This is a genomic window from Nocardia sp. NPDC005978 (genome assembly GCF_040614455.1).
In the GTDB taxonomy this organism is placed as follows: Bacteria; Actinomycetota; Actinomycetes; order Mycobacteriales; family Mycobacteriaceae; genus Nocardia.
This window is the reverse complement of the sequence record NZ_JBEXUS010000056.1, coordinates 1-25031: the sequence shown is the minus strand read 5'-3', so window position 1 is coordinate 25031 and position 25031 is coordinate 1. Positions and strand designations below refer to the sequence as shown.

Genomic DNA, 25031 nt, shown 5'->3' with positions numbered 1-25031 from the left:
ATGCTCGAATATCGCGGCAGAAATCTGGTGCGCCACGGTCTGGTCGGCGTCGTCGTCATCGTCTGTGTGATCCTGATCGGCCTGCAATCGCAGCGTCTGACCAGCTGGGGCACCACGGTGCGCTACGAGGCGGTGTTCACCGAGGCCGGTGGGCTCACCGCCGGGGACGACGTGATCGTCTCCGGTGTCAAGGTCGGACAGGTCGCCAGGGTGAGCCTGCGCGACGGCGATGCCCGAGTGGTGTTCGCCGTCGAAGCCGGCGTCCGGCTCGGGGATCGCAGCACCGTGCACATCAAAACCGGCTCGCTGCTGGGTAAACGGCTGCTGACGGTGATCTCCGAGGGCGAGGGGGTGCTGCGCCCGGGTCAGATCGTTCCCGTCGAGCGCACGTCCTCGCCGTATTCGCTGACCGACGTGGTCGGCGACCTCACCACGAACGTCTCCGACATCGACACCCAGGCCCTGAATCAGTCACTGGCGCTGCTGTCCTCGACCCTGGACCGGGTCGCCCCGCAGCTGGGCCCGGCCTTCGACGGGCTGAGCCGGATATCGCGCTCGCTCAACGAGCGCAACGATTCGCTGCGTGACCTGCTGGGCGCGACGGCGGATGTGACGGGCATCCTCGCCCAGCGCAGCGACCGGCTGAACGCGTTGCTGCTCAACGGGAACGCGCTCCTGGGCGTGCTGACCGAACGCCGGCAGGCCGTGGTGGATCTGCTGGCCAACACCGCCGCGGTGGCGCGGCAACTATCGGGTGTCATCGCGGACAACGAGGCCGAATTGGCGCCCACGCTGGATCGGCTGAACTCGGTGGTGGCCATGCTCGAACGCAACCGCGACAACCTCTCCCGGGCGCTGCCCGGCTTCGTGAAGATCATGCGAACCCAGGGCGAGATCGTCTCGAGTGGACCGTTCTACAACGCCTACGTGGTGAATCTCCTGCCGGGATCGCTGATTCAGCCGTTCGTCGAGCAGCAGTTCGGCAACGTGCCGCTGCCCAGCGGGGAGGGTCCGCGATGAACGGGTCGTTGATGCGCAAGCTGGCTGTCCTGCTCGCGGCGGTGCTGGCGCTGGCCGGCGCGGGTGTCGTGGTCCATCGAACCTGGTTCGAGCCCAGGCAGATTCGCGCGGTGTTCAGCGCCACCACCGCCATCTACGTCGGGGACGATGTGCGGGTGGCCGGGGTCCGGGTCGGCCGTATCGCGGCCATCGAACCCCGGGGCACGACCGCGGAGATGGTGCTGGACGTCGACCGTGACATCCGGATTCCCGCCGATGCCAAGGCGGTGGTCGTGGCACAGAGCCTGATCGCGGCCCGCTACGTCCAGCTGACGCCCTCCTATCGCGGATCGGGCGAGGTGCTCGCCGACGACGCGGTGATCCCGCTCGAGCGCACCGCCGTTCCGGTGGAATGGGACGAGGTCAAATCCCAATTGGCGCGCCTGGCCACCGATCTCGGCCCCGACGGGGGAGTGACCGACAGTTCCACCACCGGCCGTTTCATCGACAGCGCGGCGGACGCGCTCGCGGGGAACGGCGGCAAGCTGCGGGACACGCTCACCCAATTGTCCGGCGTGGCAAGAATTCTCGCCGAGGGCAGCGGCTCGATCGTGGACACCATCGAGAACCTGCAGAAGTTCGTCACCGTCCTGCGGGACAGCAACGTGCAGGTCGTCGAATTCCAGAACCGGCTCGCCACCCTGACCAGCCTGCTCGACGACTCGCGCTCGGACCTGGACGCGGCGCTGGTGAGCCTGTCGATCGCGATCGGGGATGTGCAGCGGTTCGTGAACGAGAACCGCGACCGCGCCGGGGAACAGGTGCAGCGGCTGGCCGATATCACCCAGCTGCTGGTCGATCAGCGCGGCGACGTGGAAGAGCTCCTGCACCTCGCGCCGAACAGCGTCGCGAACTTCTACAACATCTACAACGCCGACACCGGAACCACGCCGGGTGTGTTCTCGCTCAACAACTTCACCAATCCCATCCAGTTCATCTGCGGCGGTATCGCCAGCGTGGAGAACGCGACGGCCGCCGACGCCGCGGCCCGCTGCCACGAATACCTGGGCCCGTTCCTGAAGCTGCTCGAGTTCAATTACCTGCCGTTCGCGGTGAATCCGGTGATCGGTCCCTCCGCGGACCCGAAGAACCTGATCTACACCGACGCGGCGCTGATCCCCCAGGTGGTCGACACCCAGGCGGCCGGGCCTACCCTGCCGAACCTGATCGACATCCTGTTCCCGGGCGGAGGACACCCATGACGCCACAGCGTCTTCCACGCCGCGGCAGACTTCTGCTGCTGGGCGCGTGCGCGATGTTCAGCGCGACCGGCTGCGGCTGGCACGGCGTGAACTCGCTGTCCCTGCCGGGCGCGGCCGGGCACGAGCCGGGTTCCACCGTGCTGCACGTGGAGATGGCCGATGTCGGCACGCTGGTGTCGAATTCGCCGGTCATGATCGATGACGTGGTGGTCGGCAGCGTCGGTGAGATCGCGCTGGCGGGCTGGCACGCGGAGGTCGAGGTGTGGATCCGCCCGGGAACATCGGTGCCGGCCAACGCGGTCGCGGTGATCGGGCAGACCAGCCTGCTGGGGTCGAGCCATCTCGCGCTGAGCATGCCGCCGGGTGTCGCGCCCGCCGGGCGGCTGGAGTCCGGCGCGACCATCGCCCTGAACTCCTCCTCGACCTACCCCTCCACCGAACAGACCCTGGCGTCGCTGTCGCTGGTGGTCAACGGCGGTGGTCTGGGCCAGATCGGGGACATCGTGCACGGGTTGAACGAGGCGTTCACCGGCCGCCAGGACCGCATCGCCACCCTGCTCACCCGTCTCGACACGGTGCTGGGCACCCTGGATGCCCAGCGCGCCAACATCATCGACGCCATCGGCGGGGTGGAACGGCTGGCGGGTACCTTCGCCGCGCAGCGCGACGTGCTCAGCGCGGCGCTGCAGAAGTTGCCGCCCGCCCTGGACACCCTGATCGCGGCCCGCCCGGATCTGGTCACCGCGCTGGACAAACTCCGCACGTTCAGCGACACCGCCACCGGGGTGGTGTCGCAGGTGCGCGGGGATCTGCTGACGAACCTGGCCAATCTCGAGCCCACGGTGCGGACCCTGGCCGATGTCGGCTCGGACATCAACGCCGCCGTCGCCTTCGCGACCGTGTACCCCTACGGCCAGTACGGCATCGATCACGCGATCAAGGGCGACTACATCAATCTCGTTGCCACCGTTGACCTCACGGTGCCGCGACTGCAAAGGGAACTGCTGCTGGGCACGCCGTGGGGTGATCCGACGACGGTCATCCAGGCCGCGGTCGGCGAGCCGGGCTACGCCCGCCAGGTCCACAATCCGCTGACCGCCGGCCTCGAGCCGGCGCCGGAGAATCCCGGGGACCGCTGATGCTGCTGTCACGTTTCGTGCGAACCCAATTGGTGATCTTCTCGATCCTGTCGGTGATCGGGTTGACCGTCATGGCGACCGTGTACATGCGATTGCCGACCCTGGCCGGGATCGGCAGTTACGAGGTGACGGTGGAACTGCCCGCCGCGGGCGGGCTGTACCGGTTCGGCAATGTCACCTACCGGGGTGTCGAGGTCGGCAAGGTCACCGGCGTGGAACTGACCCGGGACGGTGTGCACGCGACCCTGGCGATCGACGAATCCTGGCGGATCCCCGCCGATCTCGATGCCGAGGTGCGCAGCGTCTCCGCGGTGGGGGAGCAGTACGTCGAGTTGCGCCCGCGCACCGAAGCCGCGCCGTATCTGCACGACGGTTCGGTGATCGCGTTGCGCGACACCAAGATTCCGCAGGCGGTCGGCCCGATGCTGGACAGCCTGAGCGCGCTGGTGGGAACCATTCCCCAGGACAAGCTCAGCGATCTGCTCGATGAGATGTTCAAGGGCGTGAACGGTGTCGGGTACGACCTGGATTCGTTGATGGCGTCGGCGGGGACGTTGTCTTCGGACCTGAACGGTGTGGCGAGCCAGACGCGCACTCTCATCGAAGACACCGTGCCTCTGCTGGATTCTCAGGCCGCGACCGCCGACGCGATCCGCGTGTGGACCCGGAGTCTGTCCGGGGTCACCGCGCAGCTCGTGGCGAACGATCCCCAGGTGCGCACGCTGCTGGAGACCGGGCCGGGCGCCGCGCGCGATGTGACCGCACTACTGGACACGATCAAGCCGACCCTCCCGATCCTGCTGGCCAATCTGACCACGGTCGGCCAGCTCGCCGTCACCTATAACGCGGGCATCGAACAGCTGCTGGTGCTGTTGCCGCCTGCGGTCTCGATGATTCAGGCGGTGCATCCCACCAACAATGCCTCGGGCTGGGGTCTGGGCACCTTCCGGCTCTCGGGCACCTCGGACCCGCCCGCCTGCACGGTGGGCTTCCTCCCGCAGTCGTCCTGGCGCTCACCGGCGGACATCACGACCATCGACACCCCCGAGGATCTGTACTGCAAGCTGCCCCAGGATTCGCAGATCGCGGTCCGCGGCGCGCGCAATTTCCCCTGCGTGAATCACCCCGGGAAACGGGCCCCGACCGCCGCGCTCTGCAACAGCGATCAGGACTACCAGCCCCTCGCGTCGGATCAGCCCGTGCTGGGCCCGAACCCGCGGGACCCGAATCTGGAGAACCAGGGCATAGCCCCCGATCCCCGATCCGGCGACGGTCCCGAGAACCTGCTGTCCCCGGGCGTCGGCGTCGCCGGCTACGACCCGCGCACCGGGAAATACGTAGGCCCCGACGGCAAGATCTACCGCCAGTCGGACCTGGCCACCCCGGCCGCAGGCCAATGGACCAATCTCATGCCGCGCTGATGTCTCACGGCAGCCTCGGCGTCGACGCGGGCACGCACGACCGGTCGCCTCGCAATGGAGCCATTCGACTGCGCCACGCGGTTCGCTCTCGCTCGTCCGCGACCGTGTCGTTGTCGACCTGAGGCACCTGGGTACGGGGTGAGTACGGAACAATCCGCCTGTGGCACAGGATGATTTCGGCTTCGATGAGTGGCCGTGGGCCGATGCGGCGCTGCGGGGGCAGGGCCTGGATCGGCTCACCGATCTCGAGCGAGACGTGATATCGGCGTACACGTTCAACGCCTTCACCGAGATCAACGATGCTCTATGGGGACAGATCCCGATGAACGCCGAGACCGCGCGCCGGATCGCGATTATTCGCGCGGGCTTGGCGAAATACCCGCTGCCGCAGACGGTTCGCGTGACCCGCGAGGCCGACGCAGATGTGTACGACCTGACCGATGAGGCGTCCGCGGCTGCCCTGATCGATGCGGAGTTCATCCACGACGGGTTCATGTCCACCACCGGCACCCCGACACCGCCACGATCGTTGCGTCACCGCCACCCGGTCATCCTGGACCTGCTGGTGCCCGCCGACACACCCGCACTGCGAGTAGGAGAACTGAGCGAGACCCCGGAGGAACGGGAAGTACTTCTGATCGACGCCCGCAGCTACGTCGTACTCGACGTGCAGTGGGCTAGGGCGCGTAGGATCTGGGTCATTCAGGCGATGATCAAGGGAGGCGAGCAGTGAGCGCATTGACGCAGGAACCATGGCGTGCGCGCCGGGTGTCGCTGACTCCGGAGCAGATCCAGGAGAACCGCAAGGCTGCCGAGAAGCTCCTGGGTCGGAAGCTGCCCCCTCGCCCTACTTCGACTACAGCCGCCCAGCGCGAGCGGTAGCGGCTTCAACAAACGCGCTGGCCACTCAGCCGCTGTCTACCGTCACTGTCCTCGAACCGGTCGCCCGATTCGGGCTGCCGTAGTCGATCTCGCAGATCGTCGATGCCACAGGGGAGCTTGTCGCCCGACTGCTAGGTAGAGATATCCGCGTCACCGGGTTCGCCGGTGACCGAGCGGACCATAGCCGAGGCATCGTCCACCTGTGGATGTCGAGGTCATCGATGCCGAGAACGGGCTACCGCTCGGGCGAGATCACCGTATCGGGGGCGACCAGGCCGACGAGCGCGCCGACGACCTGGCGGAGCGTGGCGTCGCTGACCACCCCGATACGGTCCTGCAGCCACGGCCGGTACACGGGCGTGACGCGGTAGACGACGGCGGACAGCCCGGGCAGCGGATCGACATCGGCGAACGGGACGGCCAGGCCCGGCATCTTCGGGGTCAGCTCGACCGGCACCGCGAGCACCGTCGGCAGAATCGCATTCGCCGCGGTCCGCGACAGGATCAGCACCCGGTCGCCACCCAGCGACGACGGCTTCTCCCGGCCCGCGATGGTCGGCAGGTAGTGCCAGAGTTCTCCGTGTGCAGGGGTCGCGGCGGTCACCACGCGGCGCCGTCGGCGCGAATGGCCGCGGCCATCGCGGCCCGCTCGGCCTCCACCTCGGCGAAGTGCTCGGCGGTGTCACGTCCCTGCGCACGCTCGTAATCAGCGGCGATCCGCGCGGACGTGGTCAGCAGTTTGTCCCGCAACGCCGACTCGACGAACGCCGACAGCCGGATTCCCAGCTGCTCGGCGACAGCCTTCGACTGTTCCAGCACCGTGTCGTCCAGACTCAGCGACGTAGTGGCTTTCATATGAGGAATCCTAGCAATGATCTCAATAGGTTTTGTGCTGAGAATTCTCTCACCTGCTGCCGACGGGTGTTGTCAGGTGTACGCCGCGTGCCTCATCACGGCAGCTCGTGCCGTATCCGAGCTGTTGGGATGAGGCATAGGTGGGGCTGGTGCACTGCCATCCGTCGAAGGCCCGGGTGTTGGTATTGCCGGCGGCGGGGTCGGGCGGGAGCGCGCGGTATCGCGCCAGCACGGCTTCCGCCTCGTCGCAGGAGATGGCCCCCGTCTCCACCTTCACGATCGGCTGACCGGTGGACGCGCCACAGGCGGTGCCGGGCGGGACGGTCGCGGACCCGTCCGCGGGCAGCTCGAGCACCGTGATGGAGGTGGGAGGCGTCGGGGAGATGGTGACCGACTTGGAGGTCGGCGGGGGAGAGGTCGAAGCGCGGGTGCTCGTCGTACTGCTCGGCGGAACGGGCACGGTTGTGGTGGGAAGCGTTGTGCTGGGCGAGGATCCACACCCCGCCGTGAGCGCCAGCAACACTCCACCGGCCAGAACGACCCACCCCGCGATGATTGTCCGCGCTGTCCGCATGCGGGTGACGATATCGCTGTCCGACCTCGTGAGCGGTCGATCGAACACCCGCACCGGTCCCGCTGCGATTCGCCCGCACCGCTATTCGCGCGCGGCGCCCTCGGGCCACACGATCGCGACCGGCAGCCCCCTGCCGTGGGCGAGGTCGACGACGGTGCCGGTGCCGCCCTGCTCGCTGGGTTGCGAGTCCCACACGGCGATCAGCCGATCGCTCGATCCCACGAGCACCGCGTTGGCGGCTTCGTAGGCGTCGCGGCCGGCGTCCTCGAAGTCCATCACCCGCACGGTGGTCGCGGCCTCGATGAGTGCGTCGAACTGGGCCGCGTGGCCGGGCTTGACCTTGTCCTCGCGGTAGTTCCGGGAGGGCACCACGACCTCGAGCGCCCCGCCCGCATCCAGCACAGCCTGCGCGAACACCGAATCCGCGCCACGCGCGATACAGCTGATGCCGACCAGATTCGCCCCGTCACCGGCCGCAGCCAAAATGCGCCGGATCTCGCTGTAGATCAACGGGACCGAGTCCGCCGTGATGTTCATGTGGCCGGTGACGGCGATACGGGTCATGGTCCATCTATACCGGTGGCGAGGGCATCGCGAGGTGGATGCCCGTTCCCGGCTCGCCGAGCGTCGCAGCGACGCCGCGTGAGCCGCTCAGAAAGTCCACTCCCAGCCACCGGCCCAGTTCGGCGGCGCGAAGAGCAGTGTGCCCGTAGGGGTTTGGGAGTCGAACGTCAGCTTGAACTGATACCGGGATCCGGGTGCGAGGTCCTCGGGCCAATCGGCCGTCGTGCACCGGTACGCCGCGTCCGACGCGGGATGCGGGTGCGGCACACCCGCGGAGTCCACCAGCTGCCAGTGGTTCCCCGGGTGGAAGAACCCGGGCCCGCCGATCTTGCCCTGGTCGAATTCGCTCGAGGTGGCCGCGTCGACCGACACGACCACGAACTGCCCATTCTCCGCGGGCACGGCCGCGGCCTCGGCGCACGCCGCACCGACCTCGATGTTCGTGACGGTCCACTTGATGACCGGTTCCGCACCGGGCTTGCCGACCCCGGACTCTTGCCCGACGGCCTTGATGGTGGCCCCTCGCTGCGAGGTAGCGCCGGCCGGAGCCGTGACACCGCCCGGCGAACTCTGTACCGAGTCGTCCTCGGCCCCGCAACCAGATAGCAGGGTTGCCGCGATGACGACGGCAACCCCGACCTTGACGTTCTTCATACTTTCCCTTCTCAGCTGGCGGTCAAGATACCCGCCGCCGAAACACGCGGTGGCCGAATCCCTTGCTTGGGCCGACCCCGAGTCGGGAATGGTGTTCTGTCTGTCCGAAGCCCCCGACGCGGAGGCTGTGCGGAGGATCCACGAGCGCGCGGGACACCCCGCCGACAACATCTACCAGGTGCCGGTCCAGGCCTGAGCTCGCCGAGACGCCGGTTCGGGTGAGCCGCGCCCGTCGATTTGTAAAGGTTCTTTGAGACTTGCGCACGCACGGGTGCGGTCGGCGACCGCGCTTGTTAGTTTTGGTAGCTGCGAGGTCGCTTACTCCGCCGCCGCCGCGGGGTCCGTGCGTACGAGAGGCGATCCCGTAAGCCCCGAACCGCGGATTCGGATCCGCGGCTGTGCGCCCGCCATCCGGCGCTCGTTGTGCTCAGGAGTTGTCGTGTCCGATGAAGGAAACCCACCTCCCGTGCGTGTCCCGCACGGGAGCTCGCCCGCCTGCCGCGTCGATATCGAGTCGCCGGGTGTGCGACCGTGAGCACTTCGGGCTCGCGCTACCCAATGTTCCCCGGATCCGCCCCGTTTCTGTCCGCGACCGAACTGCTGCGCGCGATCGACGGCAACGCGGACTCCGATCGGCCCTTGGCGGAATGGGCTCGCGCCCTCGGATCGCTGTACCGGGACTGGCTCGCCGAGCCCGCAGACGTACGTATCGGCAGGCAGATCGCAACGGTCGTGCGTGACATCGACTCCTGGCTGAGCAGCCGGTTGCCGCGTCCGCGCCCCGGCGTACCGCGGGGCACCGACTCGGTGGGCGGGGTGATCGGCCGGGTCGCCGAGGCAGCCGCCGCGGCGCACTGGACACTGCACGACGCCCAGGACACCATCGCGCGCCACCATGCCTGGGAACATCTCGCCGAAATGCGCGCCGGCTACGAGGATCTCGTGGAGATGGTGTCGCGCGGACTGATTCACCTGCCCCGGTCGTGGCCGGCGATCAGCTGGCCGGGGATCACCACCGCCGTACCGCGTGAGGCCGGGGCCTAGCGGTGCGCCGGGGCGGATCGGCGCGACCACTGTCGGACACCGACCGCCCCATTCATCCGCCGGACCCGTTCGATCAGCGCGCCGACCGAGCTCCGGCGTGCTGAACGGGTCCGGTGCTCAAGCGACCTGGTGCTGTCGCAACGCGGTGCGCAATTCGGTGAGATCGTCGACGGTGGTGTGGGATACCCGCGGCTGGCCGTGCCACCCGCAGGGCAGTCCGCACGTCGGGGTCATCGCGACCTGGACGCGGCCGTTGCCGAAGGTGCGCACCACTTCCGAGGCCTGGGCGGGATAGCCGCAGCGCTCGCAGGAGCCGAAGTAGTCGAGTACGTCCCGGACCATCACGTGGACCGGGGCTTCGGGATCGGCGGCGGGGGCGGGTACGGAGTGGAGTTGACGCATGATCGGTTCTCTCTGACAAAGAAATTCGTGAGCTGGGGGCAGCGCGGCCCGGTGACTCAGTCGAGAAACAGGTCGAGCTTGGGGTGATCGCCGCCGCCGTAACCGGACAGGTCGTCGGTGGTCGTGTAGCGGGTGACGGCGTCGGAGTCGATGAAGCAGTGGCCGGTGATTTGCGGAGCGGGCTGGGTCACAATGGCGACAGCCGCATCGCCCATAATGCGCGGACTTCGCGAACGCGGCAGCAAATTCTCCGAATCCGTCATATGTGCCACCGCCGCGGTGGCGATGAACGTCTCCGGCCACAGGCAGTTGAAAGCCATTCCGGTACCGGCGAATTCGGCCGCCCAGCCCAGCGTGAGCAGCGTCATCCCGTATTTGGACACGGTGTAGGAGGGGTGCGCGCCCAGCCAGCGCGGGTTCATATTGATCGGCGGCGACAGGGTCAGCACGTGTGCGTTCGGTGATTGCCGCAGGTGCGGTAGGCAGGCCCGGGTCAGCAGGAAGGTGCCGCGGATGTTCACATCCTGCATGAGATCGAATCGCTTGGCGGACAACTCATCCGTGGCCTCGGTGGCGATGGCGCTGGCATTGTTCACACACAGGTCCACGCCGCCGAAGCGTTCGACCGCGGTATCGACAGCGCGCCGCACATCCTCTTCCGAGCGCACATCACCGATGACCGCCGCGGCTTTTCCACCGGCCGCCTCGATCTCGGCGGCGGCGGTGTGCACGGTGCCGCTCAGTTTCGGGTGCGGTTCCCCGGTCTTGGCCAGCAACACCACATTCGCGCCCTGGGCGGCGGCCGCGACGGCGATCGCGAGGCCGATGCCGCGGCTGGCCCCGGAGATCACCATCGTGCGGTCGGTCAGCGGGCGGTCCGGATCGGTCATGACGCTCCTCGCGGCAAGTGAATATGCGTTTCCCCCAGATGGTATTGGCATTCTCATTTTTCGCAAGTAACGTATCCGCTGATGAGCGACCACACGCAGCCGCCGTTCGCCGGCACGCCGGAGCGAGTCGCACCGGCCGACGCGGTCCGGGTCCCCGTGCGAGTACTGATCGCCAAGCCCGGGCTGGACGGTCACGATCACGGCGCGAAGATCCTGGCCCGCGCGCTGCGCGATGCCGGTTTCGAGGTGGTCTACACCGGTATTCGCCAGCGCGTCGAGGACATCGTGGCGATCGCGCTGCAGGAGGACGTCGCCGTGATCGGCCTGAGCGTGCTGTCCGGGGCGCATCTGCCCCTGACCAGCCGGGTGATCACCGGGCTGCGGGCCGCCGACGCCGCGGACATCGCGGTCGTGGTCGGCGGGACGATCCCGGGAGCGGACGTGCCGGAGCTGTTGCGCGCCGGCGCCGCAGCGGTTTTCACCACGGGGACCTCGCCCGCGGCGATGGTCACCGAGATCCGCGGCCTGACCTCGGTCGAAACCGGATGAACACCACTAACTTTGGAGGAACCGTGCGCATCGGAGTGATGATCGGGCCGGAGAAGGGCGACACCGCCCGCAAGCTCGAACGCATGCTGCGCGATATCGAGTGGGCCGAGTCCGCGGGGCTGGACACCGCGTGGATTCCGCAGATACCCACCGACTTCGACGCCCTGACCGCCATCGCCGCCATGGCCGCGCGATCGTCCCGGATCGAACTGGGCACGGCGGTGGTCCCGCTGCAGGCCCAGCATCCGATCGCCCTGGCCCGCCAGGCGCTGTCGGTGCAGGCGATGACCGGCGGCCGTCTCACGCTCGGGGTCGGGCCGTCCCATCACTGGATCGTCGGGGACATGCTCGGCCTGCCGTACGACAAGCCCGCCGCGTACACCCGCGACTATCTCGAGGTGCTGAACGCCGCGGTGAGCGGGCCCGGGCCGGTGCGGGTGCGCAATGACTCGTTCGCCGTGGACAATCCGACCGACCTGACACCGGGCACGCCGCTGCCGGTGCTGGTCGCGGCGCTGGGGCCGGTTATGCTGCGGGTCGCGGGCGAGCGCGCCGACGGCACCATTCTGTGGATGGCCGACGAGCGCGCGATCGCCGGGCACATCGTTCCCAAGATCACCAAGGCGGCGGCCGACGCGGGCAGGCCGGCTCCGCGTGTTGTCGCCGGGATCCCCGTATGCCTGTGTGCGCGTGCGGATATCGACGCGGCCAAGGAGCGGGCGAATCGCATCCTCGGGGAGGCGGAGATCTCGCCGAACTATCAGCGCCTGCTCGAGCGCGGCGAGGCGCGCGACATCGGTGATCTGTGCATAGCCGGTGACGAGGAGACCATCGCCGCGGGCCTGCGCCGCTACGCGGAGGCGGGCGCGACCGATCTGTCGGTGCGCCTGCTGCCGATCGGTGACACCGTCGCGGACTTGATCGCCTCCAAGCAGCTCACCCGGACGGTCATCGCGGACCTCGCCCGCGAACTGCGCTGAGTCGCCGGCGGACGGCCCGGCAGAACCGGATGAGCGGGCTCTGCCCGGGCCTGCGTGACGGGCACGGCCTGCTCGCGCGGGCGTTTCACGCGGAACCGGAAGCTGTTTCGGCACTGCGTGTTTCAAGTCGGGTAGTGCTCGAGGTGCCGCAGGGTCCCCTCTCCCAGGGGACCTTGCGGCGCCTGCTGCGCGGCAAGGCCGCTCGGCCTCACTCGTAGTCGACGGTGATCGACTCGGTATCCGGAACGGCCTGACAGGTCAGGACATACCCTTCGGCCAGCTCGCTGTCGGTGAGCGCCTCGTTCTGCCGCAGGGTGGCGTGCCCCGAAGTCACCTTCGCCATGCAGGTGGCGCAGTTGCCGGCTTCGCAGGAGAAGGGCGGCGCCATACCCGCGCGCCGTGCGCTTTCCAGCAGCGTCTCACCGTCTTTGCGGGGGACCGACTTCCTCTTGCGATTCAAGATGATGGTGACGGTGCCTGTGGGTGGCGCGGGTTGCGCGGCCGGGGGGGTCGGCGCGGCGGCCGCCGCTCGCGGCGCCGGCGTGCCGAAACGCTCGCTGAAGACCGTCCCCCCGTCGGGCACCGCGAATTCGACCATCTCCATGAAAGGTTCGGGGCCGCAGATGTAGTGGTCGGCCAGCACATCCGCGCCGACGAACCCGCGCACGGCGGCCGCGTCCAGGAAGCCGCCCGCCGAATCCAGATGCCGAACCACGTCCAACCGGCCCGGGTACCGGGCGGCCAGCTCGGCGAGCGCGACCTCGAAGATCATCGATTCGGCGTCGCGATCCGCGCACAGCAGCCGGATGCGGCGCTCGGTGGTGGCCAGCGCGGACTTGGTGAGCGAGAGCAGCGGTGTGATGCCGCTGCCGCCGCTGAACCCCAGCAGCGGAACCTCGGTGTCGCGCAGGCAGAACCGGCCGGCGGCCTGGGCCACCTCGATCTCGTCGCCCTCGGTGAGGTGATCGTGCATCCAGTTCGAGACCGCGCCGCCCGCAACGCGTTTGACGGTCGTGGTGAATTCCGCGTCGGTCTCGGGCGCGCTGGACATGGAGTAGGAGCGGTACAGCGCCCGGCCGTCGATGATGACCTTGAAGGTGCAGAACTGCCCGGCCCGGTACGGGATCGGCGCGACGTGCGGTGCGAGCACGAAGGTCCGGGCGTCGACGCTCTCCTTGACGATCCGGGTCACTGTCGCGCGCTGGAACGCGGGTGGTCTCGCCATGAACCCTCACCTCCTGGTATTAAGATTCTATCAATGTGAGAATATGATTCTCCTACATGAGACGGGATCTTCTCAAATGTCATCCGGGGTTGCGGCGGCAGCGCTCGCCTTCGAGGGGCGCGAGTACTCCCGCGCGGAAATCGACGCGCTGGCCACGGGTCTGGCGCTGGAACTGCGAGACGGTGGAATCCGGGCCGGTGATCGAGTGGCGATCATGTCCTCGAACCGGCCCGAATTCGTCCTGGCGGTGCTCGCACTGTGGCGGATCGGCGCGGCGGCCGTGCTCATCAGCCCGGCCTACAAGCACGACGAGGTCGCGCACGCGCTGGCCGTGACCGGTGCGACCCGGGGGATCGGCGATCATCCCGTGCTGGCCGGCCTGCTGCCGGTACGACACCTCGACGACCCGATCGAGCCAGCGGCGCACACCTTTCCGGACCCGGATCCCGCCGCCGACGCCGTCCTGGTGTTCAGCTCCGGCACCACCGGAATGCCCAAGGCGGTCCGGCACACCCACGCCTCCCTGACCACCGCCGTCCGCCAGTGGCGAGACGTGCTGGGGCTCACCGCCACCGACCGCATGCAGATCGCCACCCCGCCCTCGCACATCCTCGGTCTGCTCAATATCGTCACTGCCCTCGAAGCGGGCACGTGGCTCCGCCTGCACCGCCGGTTCGACCTCGGCACGGTCCTGACCTGCATTCAGGACGACCGGATCACCGTGGAGATGGCCGTCGCGCCGATCGCGCTGGCCCTGGCCGGGCACCCGGATATCGAACGCTACGACCTGAGTTCGCTGCGCTTCATCATGTGGGGCGCGACGCCGGTGACCGCCGCTGTCGCCGAGACCGTCACCCGCCGCACCGGTGTGGGCTGGCTGCCCGCCTATGGCGCGAGCGAACTGCCGGTCATCGCCTGCAACCCGATCGGCGCGGCCCGCCTGGACAGCGTCGGCAAAGCCGCTCCCGGCGTGACCCTGCGCGTGGTGTCCCTGGAGACCGGGGAATGCCTGCCGGACAAGGAGATCGGTGAGATCCAGTGTCGCTCGGAGTCGGTGATGGCCGGATATCTGCCCGCCGAAGCGACCGCCGGCGCCTTCGCCGACGGCTGGTACCGCACCGGTGACATCGGCTGGATCGACGGCGACGGCTGGCTCCGCATCACCGACCGAGCCAAGGAGATGATCAAGGTGCGCGGCTTCCAGGTCGCCCCCGCCGAGATCGAGGCCGTGCTGCTGGAGCATCCGGCGGTGACCGACTGCGCGGTGTTCGGCGAACCGGACGCGCGCGACGGCGAGGCGATCGTCGCGGCGGTGGTCACCACCGCCGATGTGCCCTCGCCCGACCTGATCGACCTGGTCGGTGCCCGCCTGGCCACCTACAAGCGACCCCGCCGGGTCGTGTACGTGCCCGAAATCCCGCGTCTGCCTTCGGGTAAGGCGCTGCGGCGAGTACTCAAGGAGAACCATGGACGTCCGGCTGACCGATGAACAACGCCAATTGCGCACCGCCGCCGCGCGATTGGCCGACGAACTGGGTCCGGGCAGCGTTGCCGACCTCGACGACGCACAGCGCCGCGCCCGGCTGGACAAGGCGGTGGAGACCAGCGGCTGGCGGGCACTGCGATCGGACGGCGCGTCCGGGATCGAAGTCGCGCTGGTGGCGGAGGAATTCGGCCGGGGCCTGGTAGACGTCGCCTTCCTGGGGCCGGTGCTCGCCGACGACCTGCGCGGGCGATCGGACGGTGACGACTCGCGGTGGACCGTCGCTGTCGAGGACCGGGCGATCGATGCCCGCGGCAGCGATCGGGTGCTGCTCGTCGCGGAGGGGTCGCTGCGGGGGGCTCGGACCGGGGAGATCGCGGCCGGCGCGGACCTCACCCGTGATGCCGCCACCGTGTCGAGCGACCCCGAACCCCTCGGCGAGTTGTCTGCCGCGCGGCAAACTCGGTGGCACGCACTGGCCGTCACCGCCACGACGGCCGACCTGCTCGGCACCGCCCGCGGCGCACAGCAACTGGCGGTCGACTACGCCAAGGTCCGGGAACAGTACGGGCACACGATCGGGTCCTATCAGGCGGTCGCCCATCTGCTGGCCGCCAACCAGGCGCTGATCGAGGGGTCGATCAGCGTGCTGCGTTACGCGGCCTGGGCGGTGGACGAGCTGCCCGCCGCCGACGCGTTGCGCGCCGCCCGCGTGGCCAAGCTCTACACCGCCCGGGCCGCGCGGACGGTGTGCGAGACGGCCATCCAGGCGCACGGCGGCATCGGCAACACCTGGGAGTGCCTGGCGCACGTCTATCTGCGCCGCGCGCTCACCTCCATCGAACTGTTCCCCGTCGGCCTGAAGGAGATCGACCATGGACTTTCGTGACTCCCCGCGGGAAGCGGACTTCCGTGCCCGGCTGCGCACCTGGCTCGCCGCGGTGGCGGGCGAGTTCCCGACGGCGGGCGACGACTATTGGGCGCGCCAGGGCGAGTGGCATCGTGCCCTGTACGGCGCGGGCTTCTTCGGCCTGTCCTGGCCCCGCGAATTCGGCGGCCAGGACCTGCCGCCGGTCTTCGACGTCATCCTGGACGAGGAACTGGCGATCGCGGGCGCACCGCCCCGGCCGAGCCTGGGCTACCTGGTGCAGGGCCTGGGGCGGCACGGCGACAAGGATATTCAGCGCCGCTTCCTGCCCGGCATGATCGACGGCACCCAGCGCTGGTGTCAGGGATTCAGCGAGCCGGACGCCGGGTCGGATCTGGCGTCGTTGCGCACCACCGCCGTTCGCGACGGCGATCACTACGTTGTCAACGGCCACAAGGTCTGGACCAGCTATTCCGATGTCGCGGACTGGTGCCTGCTGCTGGCCCGCACCGATACCGAAGTGCCACGGCACAAGGGCATCTCGGCCTTCGTGATCTCCATGCATCAACCCGGTGTGGTGCAGCGGCCGTTGAAGATGATCAACGGCGTCACCCGGGAATTCGGCCAGGTGAGTTTCGACGGCGCCCGGGTGCCCGCGGAGAACCTGATCGGCGCGCCCGGTGACGGCTGGCGCCTGGCCATGACCGTGGTCGGGCACGAGCGCGAGCCTTCGACCCTGGGCTACGCCGCGCGCTACGGAAAACTGGTGCGCCAGTTGCTGGCTCGCGCCGGCGACGAGGTGCCCGAGGACCTGGCGTGGGCGGCGGTGGAAACCGAGATGCTGCGCCTGCACGTGCGTCGCCGACTGTCCGAACAGCTCGACGGTGTCACCCACGGTCCCGACGGATCCCTGGACAAACTGCTCATGACCTGGGTCGATCAGGCCGTCGGTCACGCCGCGCTGGCGGTCGGCGGCACGTCGGACCCCGATCTGCTGTCCGCGTATTTCTACAGTCGCGCGCAGAGCGTGATGGGCGGGACCTCGCAGATCCAGCAGAACATCATCGCCTCTCGCATTCTCGGACTAGGAGTTTGACATGTACGACCTGCCGGAAGAGATCGACGTCCAGGCGGACGGACCCCTTCGCATCATCACCCTCAATCGGCCCGACGCGCTCAATGCCGTCAACGATGAGCTGCACACCGGCTTGGCGCGGCTCTGGACGCACCTCAACGACGACCTGGACGCCAGGGTCGCGGTGCTCACCGGCACGGGCAAAGCCTTCTCCGCCGGCGGCGATTTCGCGTATCTGGCCGAGCTGGGCCAGAATTCGCGGCTGCGCGCCAAGACCATCGCCCACGGCCGTGACATCGTGCTGGGGATGGCACGCTGCCGGGTGCCGCTGGTGACCGCGGTCAACGGTCCCGCCGTCGGCCTGGGCTGTTCGCTGGTCGCGCTCAGTGACATCGTCTACATGGCCGAGACCGCCTACCTGAAGGATCCGCACGTCCAGGTCGGCTTGGTGGCCGCCGATGGCGGTCCGCTGACCTGGCCCCTGCACACCAGCCTGCTGCTGGCCAAGGAATACGCCCTCACCGGCGCGAAGATCCCCGCCGCCCGCGCGCACACCATGGGCCTGGTCAATCATGTTGTCGCCGAACCGGTCTCGGAGGCCCTGGCCTGCGCCAAGCGCATCCTCGAACTCCCGCGCCAGGCCGTGGAATCCACGAAACGGCTGCTCAACCTGCACCTGGAGCGCGCGGTCCTGGCGACGCTCGACTATGCCAACGCCGCCGAGGACCTCTCCTTCCAGACCGAGGACTTCCGCGCCACGATCGCCCGCCTCACCGCGCCGCGCGGCTGAACACCCCGCCGCTCCCGCGCTCCATCGCGCGAGCGGCGGTCCGGCCCCGGGCGGCTCGGCGCGAACAGCGCCGCCCAGGGTGGATCGCCTTACCATCGTCGAAAGTCACCGCGGCAGCACCGAATCGAGCGCGCGCCGTGCGATTTCTCGCACGGCGCGGCCGCGTCAGTCCGGAATGGCCGCGGTCAGAGCGATATTGACCCAGCTGGGCGCCGCGGGATCCAGCCGCAGGTGCTCGGGCTTCAGACCGGAATCGGCCAGGAACATCAGCGGCGGCAGACCCTTGGGGAAATTGCTCGCGTAGACGTTGACGCGTAGTCGGTGGCCGGGCTGCAACACCGCGTCGATCGGGGTGAGGGCGATGTCCAGGGTGACGGGCTCACCGGGGACGGTGGGCTGACGCCGATCGAGGTCGAGGAAGTACCGCGGGTCGGTGTAGTCGCCGTTGGCGGAGGTCTTGCTCGCCGCGTCGTCGATCTGGCGCAGCGAGGAGACGAGCTGCCCGGTCGCGATCTGGTTGGACGTTCCGTCGGGCGCGACATCGTTGAGCGTCGCCACCCAGTAGCCGTCGGTGGCGTCGTGAACCACGTTGAGGTGCACGGCGATCGGACCCGACACCGTGGTGGCCTCGGAGACCGGGGCACTGGTGAAGCTCAGTCCGTCGTGCTCCCAGACGCGCGAGTCCTTGCCGCAGGCGTCCACCAGCGCCGTCACGCCCGCGCTGATCCGCGCGACGTCGCGGCCGCAGATGCTCAACAGGCCCGGTGCGACGGTCAGGTCACGCGGCCGGGATTGCAGCGGTTGCTGCGAAAGTCCGCCGTCGTAGACCGAACCCGCCGCGGTGCCCGAGGGCACGTCGTTGAGGTACACGCGCCGGTATGTGGCCTCGGTGCGTGGGAACTCCGCAGCGTCGGTCCACCCGCCGCCCTGCTGTTTGACCACGATCGGCGCGTAATCCTCGATGCCGTTGTCGATTCCGCGCAGCCAGTGGTCGAACCAGGCCCGCTGCAACACATCCAGGCGCGGCGGCATACCCGGGTCGCCGAAACCGGCCACGCCGGAGCCGAGGTGGTAACCGTCACCCATGATGAGCTTCTTCTGCTCGGCCGGCAGCGGGATCGTATTGAAGGTGTCGGTCGGGCTGGTGCCGAAGATGTCGAACCAGGCGCCCACCATGAAGGTCGGCACCCGGATGTTGCCGACGTCGGCTTTGAGCCCCTGCCGGAACGGCGAATTCGGATTCATCAGCCCGCGCGTCTGGGGGGTCAGCTGATCGGGGGTCAGGGCCGTATAGCCGTTCACGACCATCTCGACCAGCGTCAACGGGTCGGCGATGCGGTCCCGCAGCCACCGCGACTGCTGCGCGAGATCGAACTTTCCGACCGCCAGAGCGGTGATGTCCGGAATCATCTTGAGCGCGTTGACACCCAGCAGCCACGGCACCAGGAAGCCGACGCCGACCGCGCCGCCCGGCCCCGCGATGTCGCCGAAGATATCGGCGCTGCCCTCGTAGGCGAAGACGGCCTTCAGCCCCGGCGGCATCCGGTCGGTGGCCTCGAGCGCACTGATCGCGGTGAACGAGATGCCCATGGTGCCGACATTGCCGTCACTCCAGTCCTGCCGGGTGATCCAGTCGATCACCTCGGCGGCATCCTGCTTCTCGCGATCGCCGAACACCTGCCAGCTGCCCTCGGAGGACCCGGTACCGCGCAAATCGATCTGCACCAGCGTGTATCCGGCCTCCGCGAGCGCCCAATCCTGCAGCGCGGCTTCGATCGCACCGGAATCGGCCTGGCGGGTCAGGTCGAACAGTCCGTCGATCCCGACCCCGGGCAGGTTGATCGAGGCGATCCAGTCCTCGAGCGGCTTCTTGATGCCGAGGTCGTCGGCCGAGCTCAGCAGCGCCTGGCCGATGAGCATCGGAAGCTTGCCGTAGCCCTGCATCTGCAGGATCACCGGTCGCCGGCCGTCGGGTCGCCGGCCGTCGCGCGCCGGATGGATGATGTCGGCCTTGAGCACCGCGCCGTCGCTCATCGTGATCGGCACCGCGAGATCGGGCGCGACGCCGTTGTAGGGCTGCGGACCGTTCAGGGCCGAATTCCACTGTGCTGCCCGGTCTCCGCCGTCGATCGCGGTGAACCCCCCGCCCGGTTCACCGAAAGCCGCCGGCGTCAGGAACGGCACGGTACCCAGCGCCACCGATGCCACCACCATGCCGCGAATCGCGAACGACTTCGTCCGCCTCCCAGCCCTCATCCTGTGTTCCGCCTCTCAGTCGATTCCTGAGCCAGATTGTTGCTACCGACGGGTAGCGACGACTCGTTCCTGGGCGACATCCTTTTACCCCTACGCGACAGCGGTTGTGCCATATGTCGATCTGTCTGCGTGTTCGGGCCGGTGAAACCGCAGGTCGTGGCTGAGACAATCGGCGCGGGTCTTGTCGCGAGGTGCCGTGCTCGATACGCTGCGAAACCAATTCGACATGGTTGGTGGGGTTGCTGATGGCGACGATGGGGCGTGCCGCGACATTGCGCGGATTCCGCGAATTGGTAGACGAACTCGGGGGTGACGGAGTCGCCCTGCTGCGGCGCTTCGGCATCGCACCGGAGGCGGTGGACTCGGACGACGCGGTCGCGACGTCGGAGTCCATGGGCTGGGCGCTGGAGGTCGCCGCGACCGAATTGCATTGTCCCGACTTCGGATTACGACTGGCCGAACGCCAGGATTTCAGTGTGCTCGGTCCGCTCGCGGTCGCCCTGCTCAACGCGCCGACCGTCGGTACGGCGCTGGCCTGCGCCCAGCGCTACCTGCACATCCATCACGCGGGCATCTCGGTCGAGCTGTGCGCCGATCCCGAGCAACAACCCGGCGTGATCTCGTTGAACTACCGTGACATGGCGGAGGTTTCGGCGTTCAGCCAAGGCATAGACCACGGTGCGGGCTTTCTGCATCGCTTCGTCCGGCACGGCCTCGGCGGCGCGTACGGGCTACGGACCGTGTATCTGCCGCATCCACCCCGCGCGCCCGCCGCGCGCTATGCCGAATTCTTCGGCGCCGACGTGCGATTCGACATGCCGACCACCCTGCTGCGCTTTCCCGCCGAGTTGCTCGCCCGTCCCATGCTCGGCAGTGACCCGATGCTGCACACGCTGGCCATGGACTATCTCGCGCGCAACTTCTCCGAACTCGACCGCACCATGACCGCCCGGGTACGCCTCGCCATCGACCGCGCCTTTCTCGAATCCACCGCCGACATCGCCACCGTCGCGGCGATGCTGCACACCGGACCGCGCACCTTGCAGCGCGCCCTGTCGGGTGAGGGCACGACGTTCACCGCGGTTCTCGATACGGCTCGCCGGGACGCGACCTACCGTCTCCTGCTGGATACGGACCTTCCGCTGAGCCGCATCACGGTTCTGGTCGGTCTGCGAGAGCAATCCGCGCTCACGCGCGTGGTGAGGCGCTGGTACGGCCGCACGCCCCAGGAGATCCGGTCGCAAGGCCGCGCCGGAGCCGTCGCGGCCGCGCACGCCAACCGCGGGGCGCCCGACGCCCCCGCCGAGAATTCGCACACCGCACTGGCTCGCCTCATCGCACCCCGCGTCTGAGCGGTCACGGCGATCCCGCGATGGCCGCGCGGAAATGTTCAACCGCCGAAGTGTGGCTGATCGGCGGGAACGAGGTGGGCGGCTTCGGTCAGGCGGTGTTTGGCCTGGCGCTTGCGCGGGCAGAGGGTGGCCGGGCAGGTCAGGTGCTGCTGCATCACGCGGTGGGCGTCGTCTACGGTCATGACCGGGACGGCCCAGTGGTCGGTGGGGGGAAGGTCGTACATCGTCGGTGTCCTTCCGGCGGAGCGGATTCGGCTATTTGGGCGGGAAGCGCAGGGCGGCGTCGAGGCGGATGACCTCGCCGTTGAGGTAGTCGTTCTCGATGATCGAGGTCGCGAGCTTGGCGTATTCCGCCGAGCGGCCCAGGCGCTTGGGGAAGGGAATCTGCGGGCCCCAGTATGCGGCCAACTTGTCCCCGTTCTTGCCATAGGCGGGCGTGTCGATCATTCCCGGTGCGATGGTGACCACTCGGATGCCCAGCGGCGCGAGATCGCGTGCGGCAACCAGGGTCATGCCGACCACGCCGCCCTTGGCCGCGGCGTAGGGGACCTGGCCGACCTGGCCCTCGAACGCGGCGATGGAGGCGGTGTTGATGATGATGCCGCGCTGATCCTCCTCCAGGGGTTCGGATTTCGCGATGGCGGCCGCGGACAGGCGAAGTACGTTGAAGACGGCGGTCAGATAGAACTCGATGGTCGTGCGGAAACCGTCCAGGCCCAGGGCCGAGCCGTCGCGGCCGACGAGCCGCCCGCCGCTGGCCGGGCCGCCGTGGGTGTCGACCGAGACGCGCAGCGGCGCCAGCGATTGCGCCTCCGCGATGGCGTCCTGGACCGACTGCTCGTCGGTGGCGTCGGTGCGCACGTAGCGCACACCCAGCTCCCGCTCGAGCTCCTTACCCTTCTCGTCCGCGACGTCGGCGACGACCACCTTGGCGCCGGCGGCGTGCAGCCGCCGCACGGTCGCCTCGCCCAGTCCGCCGGTGCCCCCGACGACCAGGGCCGAGCTGCCGTTGATCTGCATGTGGTATTCCTCTCTTGCAACTACCGCTCTCCAATTGTGAGAATAATGTTCTCATGAACATCGGCATGATCCTAGACATGGCCGCGGCGGGCGGCGATCACCCCGTCATCACCTCGGGCGAGCGCTCTCTCACGGCTCCCGAGTTACTCGAGCTCGCGCGCCGCGCCGCGACCCGGCTGCGGAGCTACCCGGCGGTGCTGTACCTCGGCACCAGTCATCCGGCCTATCCTGTCGTTCTGTTCGGGGCCGCCGCGGCGGGAATTCCCTTCGTGCCCTTGAACTATCGACTCGGCGCCGAACAGCTCGCCGCGCTGCGCGAACGGCACCCGGGTGCACTGGTCCTGGAACAGGACGACCTGGACCCCTTCCTGGCCGCGATCGCGGACGAAACCCCCGCCGAGCAGGACGCCGCGGCCGACGAGGACGCCGTCGCCGCGATCATCTACACCAGCGGCACCACCTCGGCCCCCAAGGCCGCGCTGCTGCGCCACCGGCACCTGACCGCGTATCTGATCAACACCGTCGAGTACGGCGCGGGCATCGGGCAATCGACGCTGGTCTCGGTGCCGCCCTATCACATCGCGGGACTGACGAACCTGCTGTCGAACCTCTACTCGGGCCGCCGCGTGGTCTACCTCCCCGCCTTCGACCCCGAGCGGTGGCTGGAAACCGTTCGCCGCGAGGCCGTTACGCACGCCATGCTGGTGCCGACCATGCTCGCCCGCATCGTCGCGACCGTCGAGGGCGACGATGCGCGGACCCCGACCCTGGTCAGCCTCGCCTACGGCGGATCCCGCACCCCGCGACCGGTGCTGGAAAGAGCCCTGCGGGTATTCGGCTCCACCGGATTCGTGAACGCCTACGGGCTCACCGAAACCGCGTCCTCCGTCGCGCTCCTCGGCCCCGACGACCACCGCACCGCCGCCGCCTCCAGCGACCCCGCGGTGCGCGACCGGCTCGGTTCGGTCGGCCGCCCGCTGCCCGGCATCGAGTTCGAGATCCGCAGCGAGGCAGGCGAACCCGTGCCCCAGGGCGACACCGGTCTGGTCTTCGTCCGCGGGGAACAGATCTCCGGCGAATACGGCGACCGCAGCGTGCTCGACGACCGGGGCTGGTTCCCCACCCGCGACCTGGGCCGACTGGACGCCGAAGGCTTCCTGTTCATCGAGGGCCGCGCCGATGACACCATCATCCGCGGCGGCGAGAACATCGCACCGGCCGAGATCGAGGACGTACTGCTGGAATTCCCCGGCATCTCCGAGGCCGCGGTGATCGGCGTCCCCGATCCCGAATGGGGCCAGCGCCTGGTCGCGGTGGTGGTCGGCGCCGGCGATCCCGAACAGATCCGGGACTGGGTCAAACAGCGCCTGCGCTCGTCCAAGACCCCCGACGCCATCGTCTTCCGCCCCGAACTGCCCAAGACCGATACCGGAAAACTGTTGCGCCGCACGCTCGTCGCCGAAATGGAGTCCTCCAATGCCTGACGCAGTCATCGTCTCCGCGCTTCGCACCGCCATCGGGACCGCCCGCAAGGGCACCCTGCGCGATACCAATGCCTTCGACCTGGCTCGGCACGTGGTGAGTGCCGCCTCGGACGGACTCGGCGGCGAATACCGCGTCGACGACGTCATTCTCGGCGAGGGCCGCTACGGCGGCGGCGTGCTGGCCCGGCACGCCGCGGTCGCGGCGGGGCTCACCGGCGCACCGGGCCTGGCCCTGAACCGGCACTGCGCGGCAGGGATGTCCGCGGTGCAGACCGCGGCCGCGAACATCCGCGCGGGCATGTCGGACCTGATCATCGCCGGTGGCGTGAACTCCGACTCCACCGCGCCGCGCGCCCGCTTCAAGGTGGGTGCGGACGAGTGGATCGATCCGTGGGTCTCGCCCAGCCATCCCGATCGCCCGGAAGCGCCGTGCATGGACATGTCCATCACGGTCGGCTGGAATACCGCGGTGCGCGTGGGCATCTCCCGCACCGAACAGGACGAGTGGGCGCTGCGCTCGCATCGCAACGCCATCGCCGCGATCGACGAGGGCCGCTTCAAGGAGGAGATCGTCCCGATCGAGACTCCGCACGGAGTCTTCGACACCGACGAGCACCCGCGCCGCGACACGACCCTCGAACGCCTGGCCGCCCTCAAGCCGCTGCACCCGGAAATCGACGGCTTCTCCATCACCGCGGGCAACGCCAGCGGCGCGAACGACGGCGCGGCGGCCCTGGTCGTGGCCAGTTCGGAGCTGGGGCTGCCCGCGCTGGGCGTGATCCGCAGCTGGGTGTCGGTCGGCGTCGATCCCGCCGAGACGGGCCTGGCGCCGATCGAGGCCATCACCCGCGCCGCCGACAAGGCCCGCATCTCGCTGGCCGAGGTGTCGCTGTTCGAGATCAACGAGGCGTTCGCCTCGGTCCCGGTCGCCACCGTGCGCGCGCTGAACCTGGACCCCGATCGCGTCAACTACAGCGGCAGCGGCTGTTCGCTCGGGCATCCGGTGGCGGCCAGCGGCGCCCGCATGATCGTCACGATGGTGCACGAGTTGCGCAGGCGCGGTGGCGGATACGGCATCGTCGCGATGTGCGCGGGCGGCGGCATGGGCTCGGCCACCGTGCTCGAGGTGCCGGCGCCCTGAACGACTCGGCGGGGGGGGGGGGGGGGGGGCCCCCCCCCCCCCCGGGTAGACCAGAAGCAGGACCACCCACCTCATTAAACAATAACACATAAAAACAAAAAACAACACAAAAAAAAACAAAA

Annotated in this window: 27 protein-coding genes; 16 read left to right on the top strand and 11 right to left on the bottom strand. The window is 68.7% G+C overall.

The window, feature by feature from the left end:
* From ABZ319_RS23985 to ABZ319_RS23965, 5 genes are all read left to right on the top strand, one after another.
* Positions 1-1020 (top strand): MCE family protein, encoded by a 1020-nt coding sequence (locus ABZ319_RS23985; protein ID WP_354988706.1) that lies wholly within the window; start codon positions 1-3, stop codon positions 1018-1020.
* Positions 1017-2261: an MCE family protein gene (locus tag ABZ319_RS23980; RefSeq protein ID WP_354988705.1), complete on the top strand. Its 1245-nt coding sequence runs from the start codon at positions 1017-1019 to the stop codon at positions 2259-2261. The genes ABZ319_RS23985 and ABZ319_RS23980 overlap by 4 nt, the downstream gene beginning before the upstream one ends.
* The gene (locus tag ABZ319_RS23975) at positions 2258-3400 is read left to right on the top strand and encodes an MCE family protein (RefSeq protein WP_354988704.1); all 1143 of its coding nucleotides are present in this window, start codon (positions 2258-2260) and stop codon (positions 3398-3400) included. The genes ABZ319_RS23980 and ABZ319_RS23975 overlap by 4 nt, the downstream gene beginning before the upstream one ends.
* Positions 3401-3402: 2 nt before the next feature.
* A complete protein-coding gene (locus ABZ319_RS23970) occupies positions 3403-4821 on the top strand; it encodes an MlaD family protein (RefSeq protein ID WP_354988729.1) in 1419 nt (472 codons plus the stop codon).
* A 160-nt stretch (positions 4822-4981) separates the two neighbouring features.
* Positions 4982-5554: an ADP-ribosyltransferase gene (locus ABZ319_RS23965; RefSeq protein ID WP_354988703.1), complete on the top strand. Its 573-nt coding sequence runs from the start codon at positions 4982-4984 to the stop codon at positions 5552-5554.
* Positions 5555-5938: 384 nt separating this feature from the next.
* Here the strand turns inward: ABZ319_RS23965 and ABZ319_RS23960 are convergent, their stop codons facing one another.
* The 5 genes from ABZ319_RS23960 to ABZ319_RS23940 all read right to left on the bottom strand — a co-directional run bounded on the left by ABZ319_RS23960 (position 5939) and on the right by ABZ319_RS23940 (position 8350).
* The gene (locus ABZ319_RS23960; protein WP_354988702.1) at positions 5939-6307 is read right to left on the bottom strand and encodes a hypothetical protein; all 369 of its coding nucleotides are present in this window, start codon (positions 6305-6307) and stop codon (positions 5939-5941) included.
* Entirely contained in the window at positions 6304-6558 is a 255-nt protein-coding gene (locus tag ABZ319_RS23955) for a hypothetical protein (RefSeq protein WP_354988701.1), read from the bottom strand. Before ABZ319_RS23955 ends, ABZ319_RS23960 begins: the two co-directional genes overlap by 4 nt.
* 49 nt (positions 6559-6607) lie before the next feature.
* Complete coding sequence (locus tag ABZ319_RS23950; protein WP_354988700.1) at positions 6608-7132, bottom strand: hypothetical protein; 525 nt, start codon at positions 7130-7132, stop codon at positions 6608-6610.
* Between the two features lie 81 nt (positions 7133-7213).
* The gene (locus ABZ319_RS23945) at positions 7214-7696 is read right to left on the bottom strand and encodes a hypothetical protein (RefSeq protein ID WP_354988699.1); all 483 of its coding nucleotides are present in this window, start codon (positions 7694-7696) and stop codon (positions 7214-7216) included.
* Positions 7697-7783: 87 nt separating this feature from the next.
* Entirely contained in the window at positions 7784-8350 is a 567-nt protein-coding gene (locus ABZ319_RS23940; protein WP_354988698.1) for a hypothetical protein, read from the bottom strand.
* Here ABZ319_RS23940 and ABZ319_RS23935 point away from each other — a divergent pair.
* Together ABZ319_RS23935 and ABZ319_RS23930 are read left to right on the top strand one after the other, a co-directional pair.
* The gene (locus ABZ319_RS23935; protein WP_354988697.1) at positions 8316-8546 is read left to right on the top strand and encodes a nickel-binding protein; all 231 of its coding nucleotides are present in this window, start codon (positions 8316-8318) and stop codon (positions 8544-8546) included. The genes ABZ319_RS23940 and ABZ319_RS23935 overlap by 35 nt on opposite strands.
* Before the next feature lie 335 nt (positions 8547-8881).
* Positions 8882-9394: a hypothetical protein gene (locus ABZ319_RS23930; RefSeq protein ID WP_354988696.1), complete on the top strand. Its 513-nt coding sequence runs from the start codon at positions 8882-8884 to the stop codon at positions 9392-9394.
* 117 nt (positions 9395-9511) lie between these two features.
* Here the strand turns inward: ABZ319_RS23930 and ABZ319_RS23925 are convergent, their stop codons facing one another.
* Positions 9512-9796, bottom strand: coding sequence for a hypothetical protein (locus ABZ319_RS23925; RefSeq protein ID WP_354988695.1), 285 nt, complete (start codon positions 9794-9796; stop codon positions 9512-9514).
* Positions 9797-9852: 56 nt separating this feature from the next.
* A complete protein-coding gene (locus ABZ319_RS23920; RefSeq protein WP_354988694.1) occupies positions 9853-10686 on the bottom strand; it encodes an SDR family oxidoreductase in 834 nt (277 codons plus the stop codon).
* Positions 10687-10767: 81 nt separating this feature from the next.
* On the opposite strand from ABZ319_RS23920, the gene ABZ319_RS23915 reads away from it, so the two are divergent.
* Both ABZ319_RS23915 and ABZ319_RS23910 read left to right on the top strand, forming a co-directional pair.
* Positions 10768-11235 (top strand): cobalamin-dependent protein, encoded by a 468-nt coding sequence (locus ABZ319_RS23915; RefSeq protein WP_354988693.1) that lies wholly within the window; start codon positions 10768-10770, stop codon positions 11233-11235.
* A gap of 23 nt (positions 11236-11258) precedes the next feature.
* Entirely contained in the window at positions 11259-12215 is a 957-nt protein-coding gene (locus tag ABZ319_RS23910; RefSeq protein WP_354988692.1) for a TIGR03564 family F420-dependent LLM class oxidoreductase, read from the top strand.
* Between the two features lie 208 nt (positions 12216-12423).
* Here the strand turns inward: ABZ319_RS23910 and ABZ319_RS23905 are convergent, their stop codons facing one another.
* Complete coding sequence (locus ABZ319_RS23905) at positions 12424-13440, bottom strand: ferredoxin--NADP reductase (protein ID WP_354988691.1); 1017 nt, start codon at positions 13438-13440, stop codon at positions 12424-12426.
* Between the two features lie 76 nt (positions 13441-13516).
* Between ABZ319_RS23905 and ABZ319_RS23900 the strand changes: the two genes are divergently transcribed.
* The 4 genes from ABZ319_RS23900 to ABZ319_RS23885 are packed head-to-tail and all read left to right on the top strand — an operon-like array spanning position 13517 to position 17656.
* A complete protein-coding gene (locus ABZ319_RS23900) occupies positions 13517-14929 on the top strand; it encodes an AMP-binding protein (RefSeq protein WP_354988690.1) in 1413 nt (470 codons plus the stop codon).
* Complete coding sequence (locus tag ABZ319_RS23895) at positions 14907-15812, top strand: acyl-CoA dehydrogenase family protein (protein ID WP_354988689.1); 906 nt, start codon at positions 14907-14909, stop codon at positions 15810-15812. Before ABZ319_RS23900 ends, ABZ319_RS23895 begins: the two co-directional genes overlap by 23 nt.
* Positions 15799-16887 carry an acyl-CoA dehydrogenase family protein gene (locus ABZ319_RS23890; RefSeq protein ID WP_354988688.1) on the top strand — a complete coding sequence of 363 codons (1089 nt, stop codon included), beginning with the start codon at positions 15799-15801 and terminating at the stop codon, positions 16885-16887. Before ABZ319_RS23895 ends, ABZ319_RS23890 begins: the two co-directional genes overlap by 14 nt.
* A gap of 1 nt (position 16888) precedes the next feature.
* Positions 16889-17656 carry an enoyl-CoA hydratase/isomerase family protein gene (locus ABZ319_RS23885; RefSeq protein WP_354988687.1) on the top strand — a complete coding sequence of 256 codons (768 nt, stop codon included), beginning with the start codon at positions 16889-16891 and terminating at the stop codon, positions 17654-17656.
* A 165-nt stretch (positions 17657-17821) separates the two neighbouring features.
* Here ABZ319_RS23885 and ABZ319_RS23880 read toward each other — a convergent pair whose 3' ends face one another.
* Positions 17822-19912 (bottom strand): CocE/NonD family hydrolase, encoded by a 2091-nt coding sequence (locus ABZ319_RS23880; protein ID WP_354988686.1) that lies wholly within the window; start codon positions 19910-19912, stop codon positions 17822-17824.
* A 245-nt stretch (positions 19913-20157) separates the two neighbouring features.
* Between ABZ319_RS23880 and ABZ319_RS23875 the strand changes: the two genes are divergently transcribed.
* Entirely contained in the window at positions 20158-21264 is a 1107-nt protein-coding gene (locus tag ABZ319_RS23875; RefSeq protein ID WP_354988685.1) for an AraC family transcriptional regulator, read from the top strand.
* A gap of 38 nt (positions 21265-21302) precedes the next feature.
* Here the strand turns inward: ABZ319_RS23875 and ABZ319_RS23870 are convergent, their stop codons facing one another.
* Both ABZ319_RS23870 and ABZ319_RS23865 read right to left on the bottom strand, forming a co-directional pair.
* Positions 21303-21488, bottom strand: a complete 186-nt coding sequence (locus ABZ319_RS23870) for a hypothetical protein (RefSeq protein WP_354988684.1) — start codon at positions 21486-21488, stop codon at positions 21303-21305.
* Positions 21489-21519: 31 nt separating this feature from the next.
* The gene (locus ABZ319_RS23865) at positions 21520-22284 is read right to left on the bottom strand and encodes an SDR family NAD(P)-dependent oxidoreductase (RefSeq protein WP_354988683.1); all 765 of its coding nucleotides are present in this window, start codon (positions 22282-22284) and stop codon (positions 21520-21522) included.
* A 53-nt stretch (positions 22285-22337) separates the two neighbouring features.
* Between ABZ319_RS23865 and ABZ319_RS23860 the strand changes: the two genes are divergently transcribed.
* Together ABZ319_RS23860 and ABZ319_RS23855 are read left to right on the top strand one after the other, a co-directional pair.
* Positions 22338-23768 carry an AMP-binding protein gene (locus ABZ319_RS23860; protein WP_354988682.1) on the top strand — a complete coding sequence of 477 codons (1431 nt, stop codon included), beginning with the start codon at positions 22338-22340 and terminating at the stop codon, positions 23766-23768.
* Positions 23761-24909, top strand: a complete 1149-nt coding sequence (locus ABZ319_RS23855; protein ID WP_354988681.1) for a thiolase family protein — start codon at positions 23761-23763, stop codon at positions 24907-24909. The genes ABZ319_RS23860 and ABZ319_RS23855 overlap by 8 nt, the downstream gene beginning before the upstream one ends.
* The last annotated feature ends 122 nt before the right edge of the window (positions 24910-25031 follow it).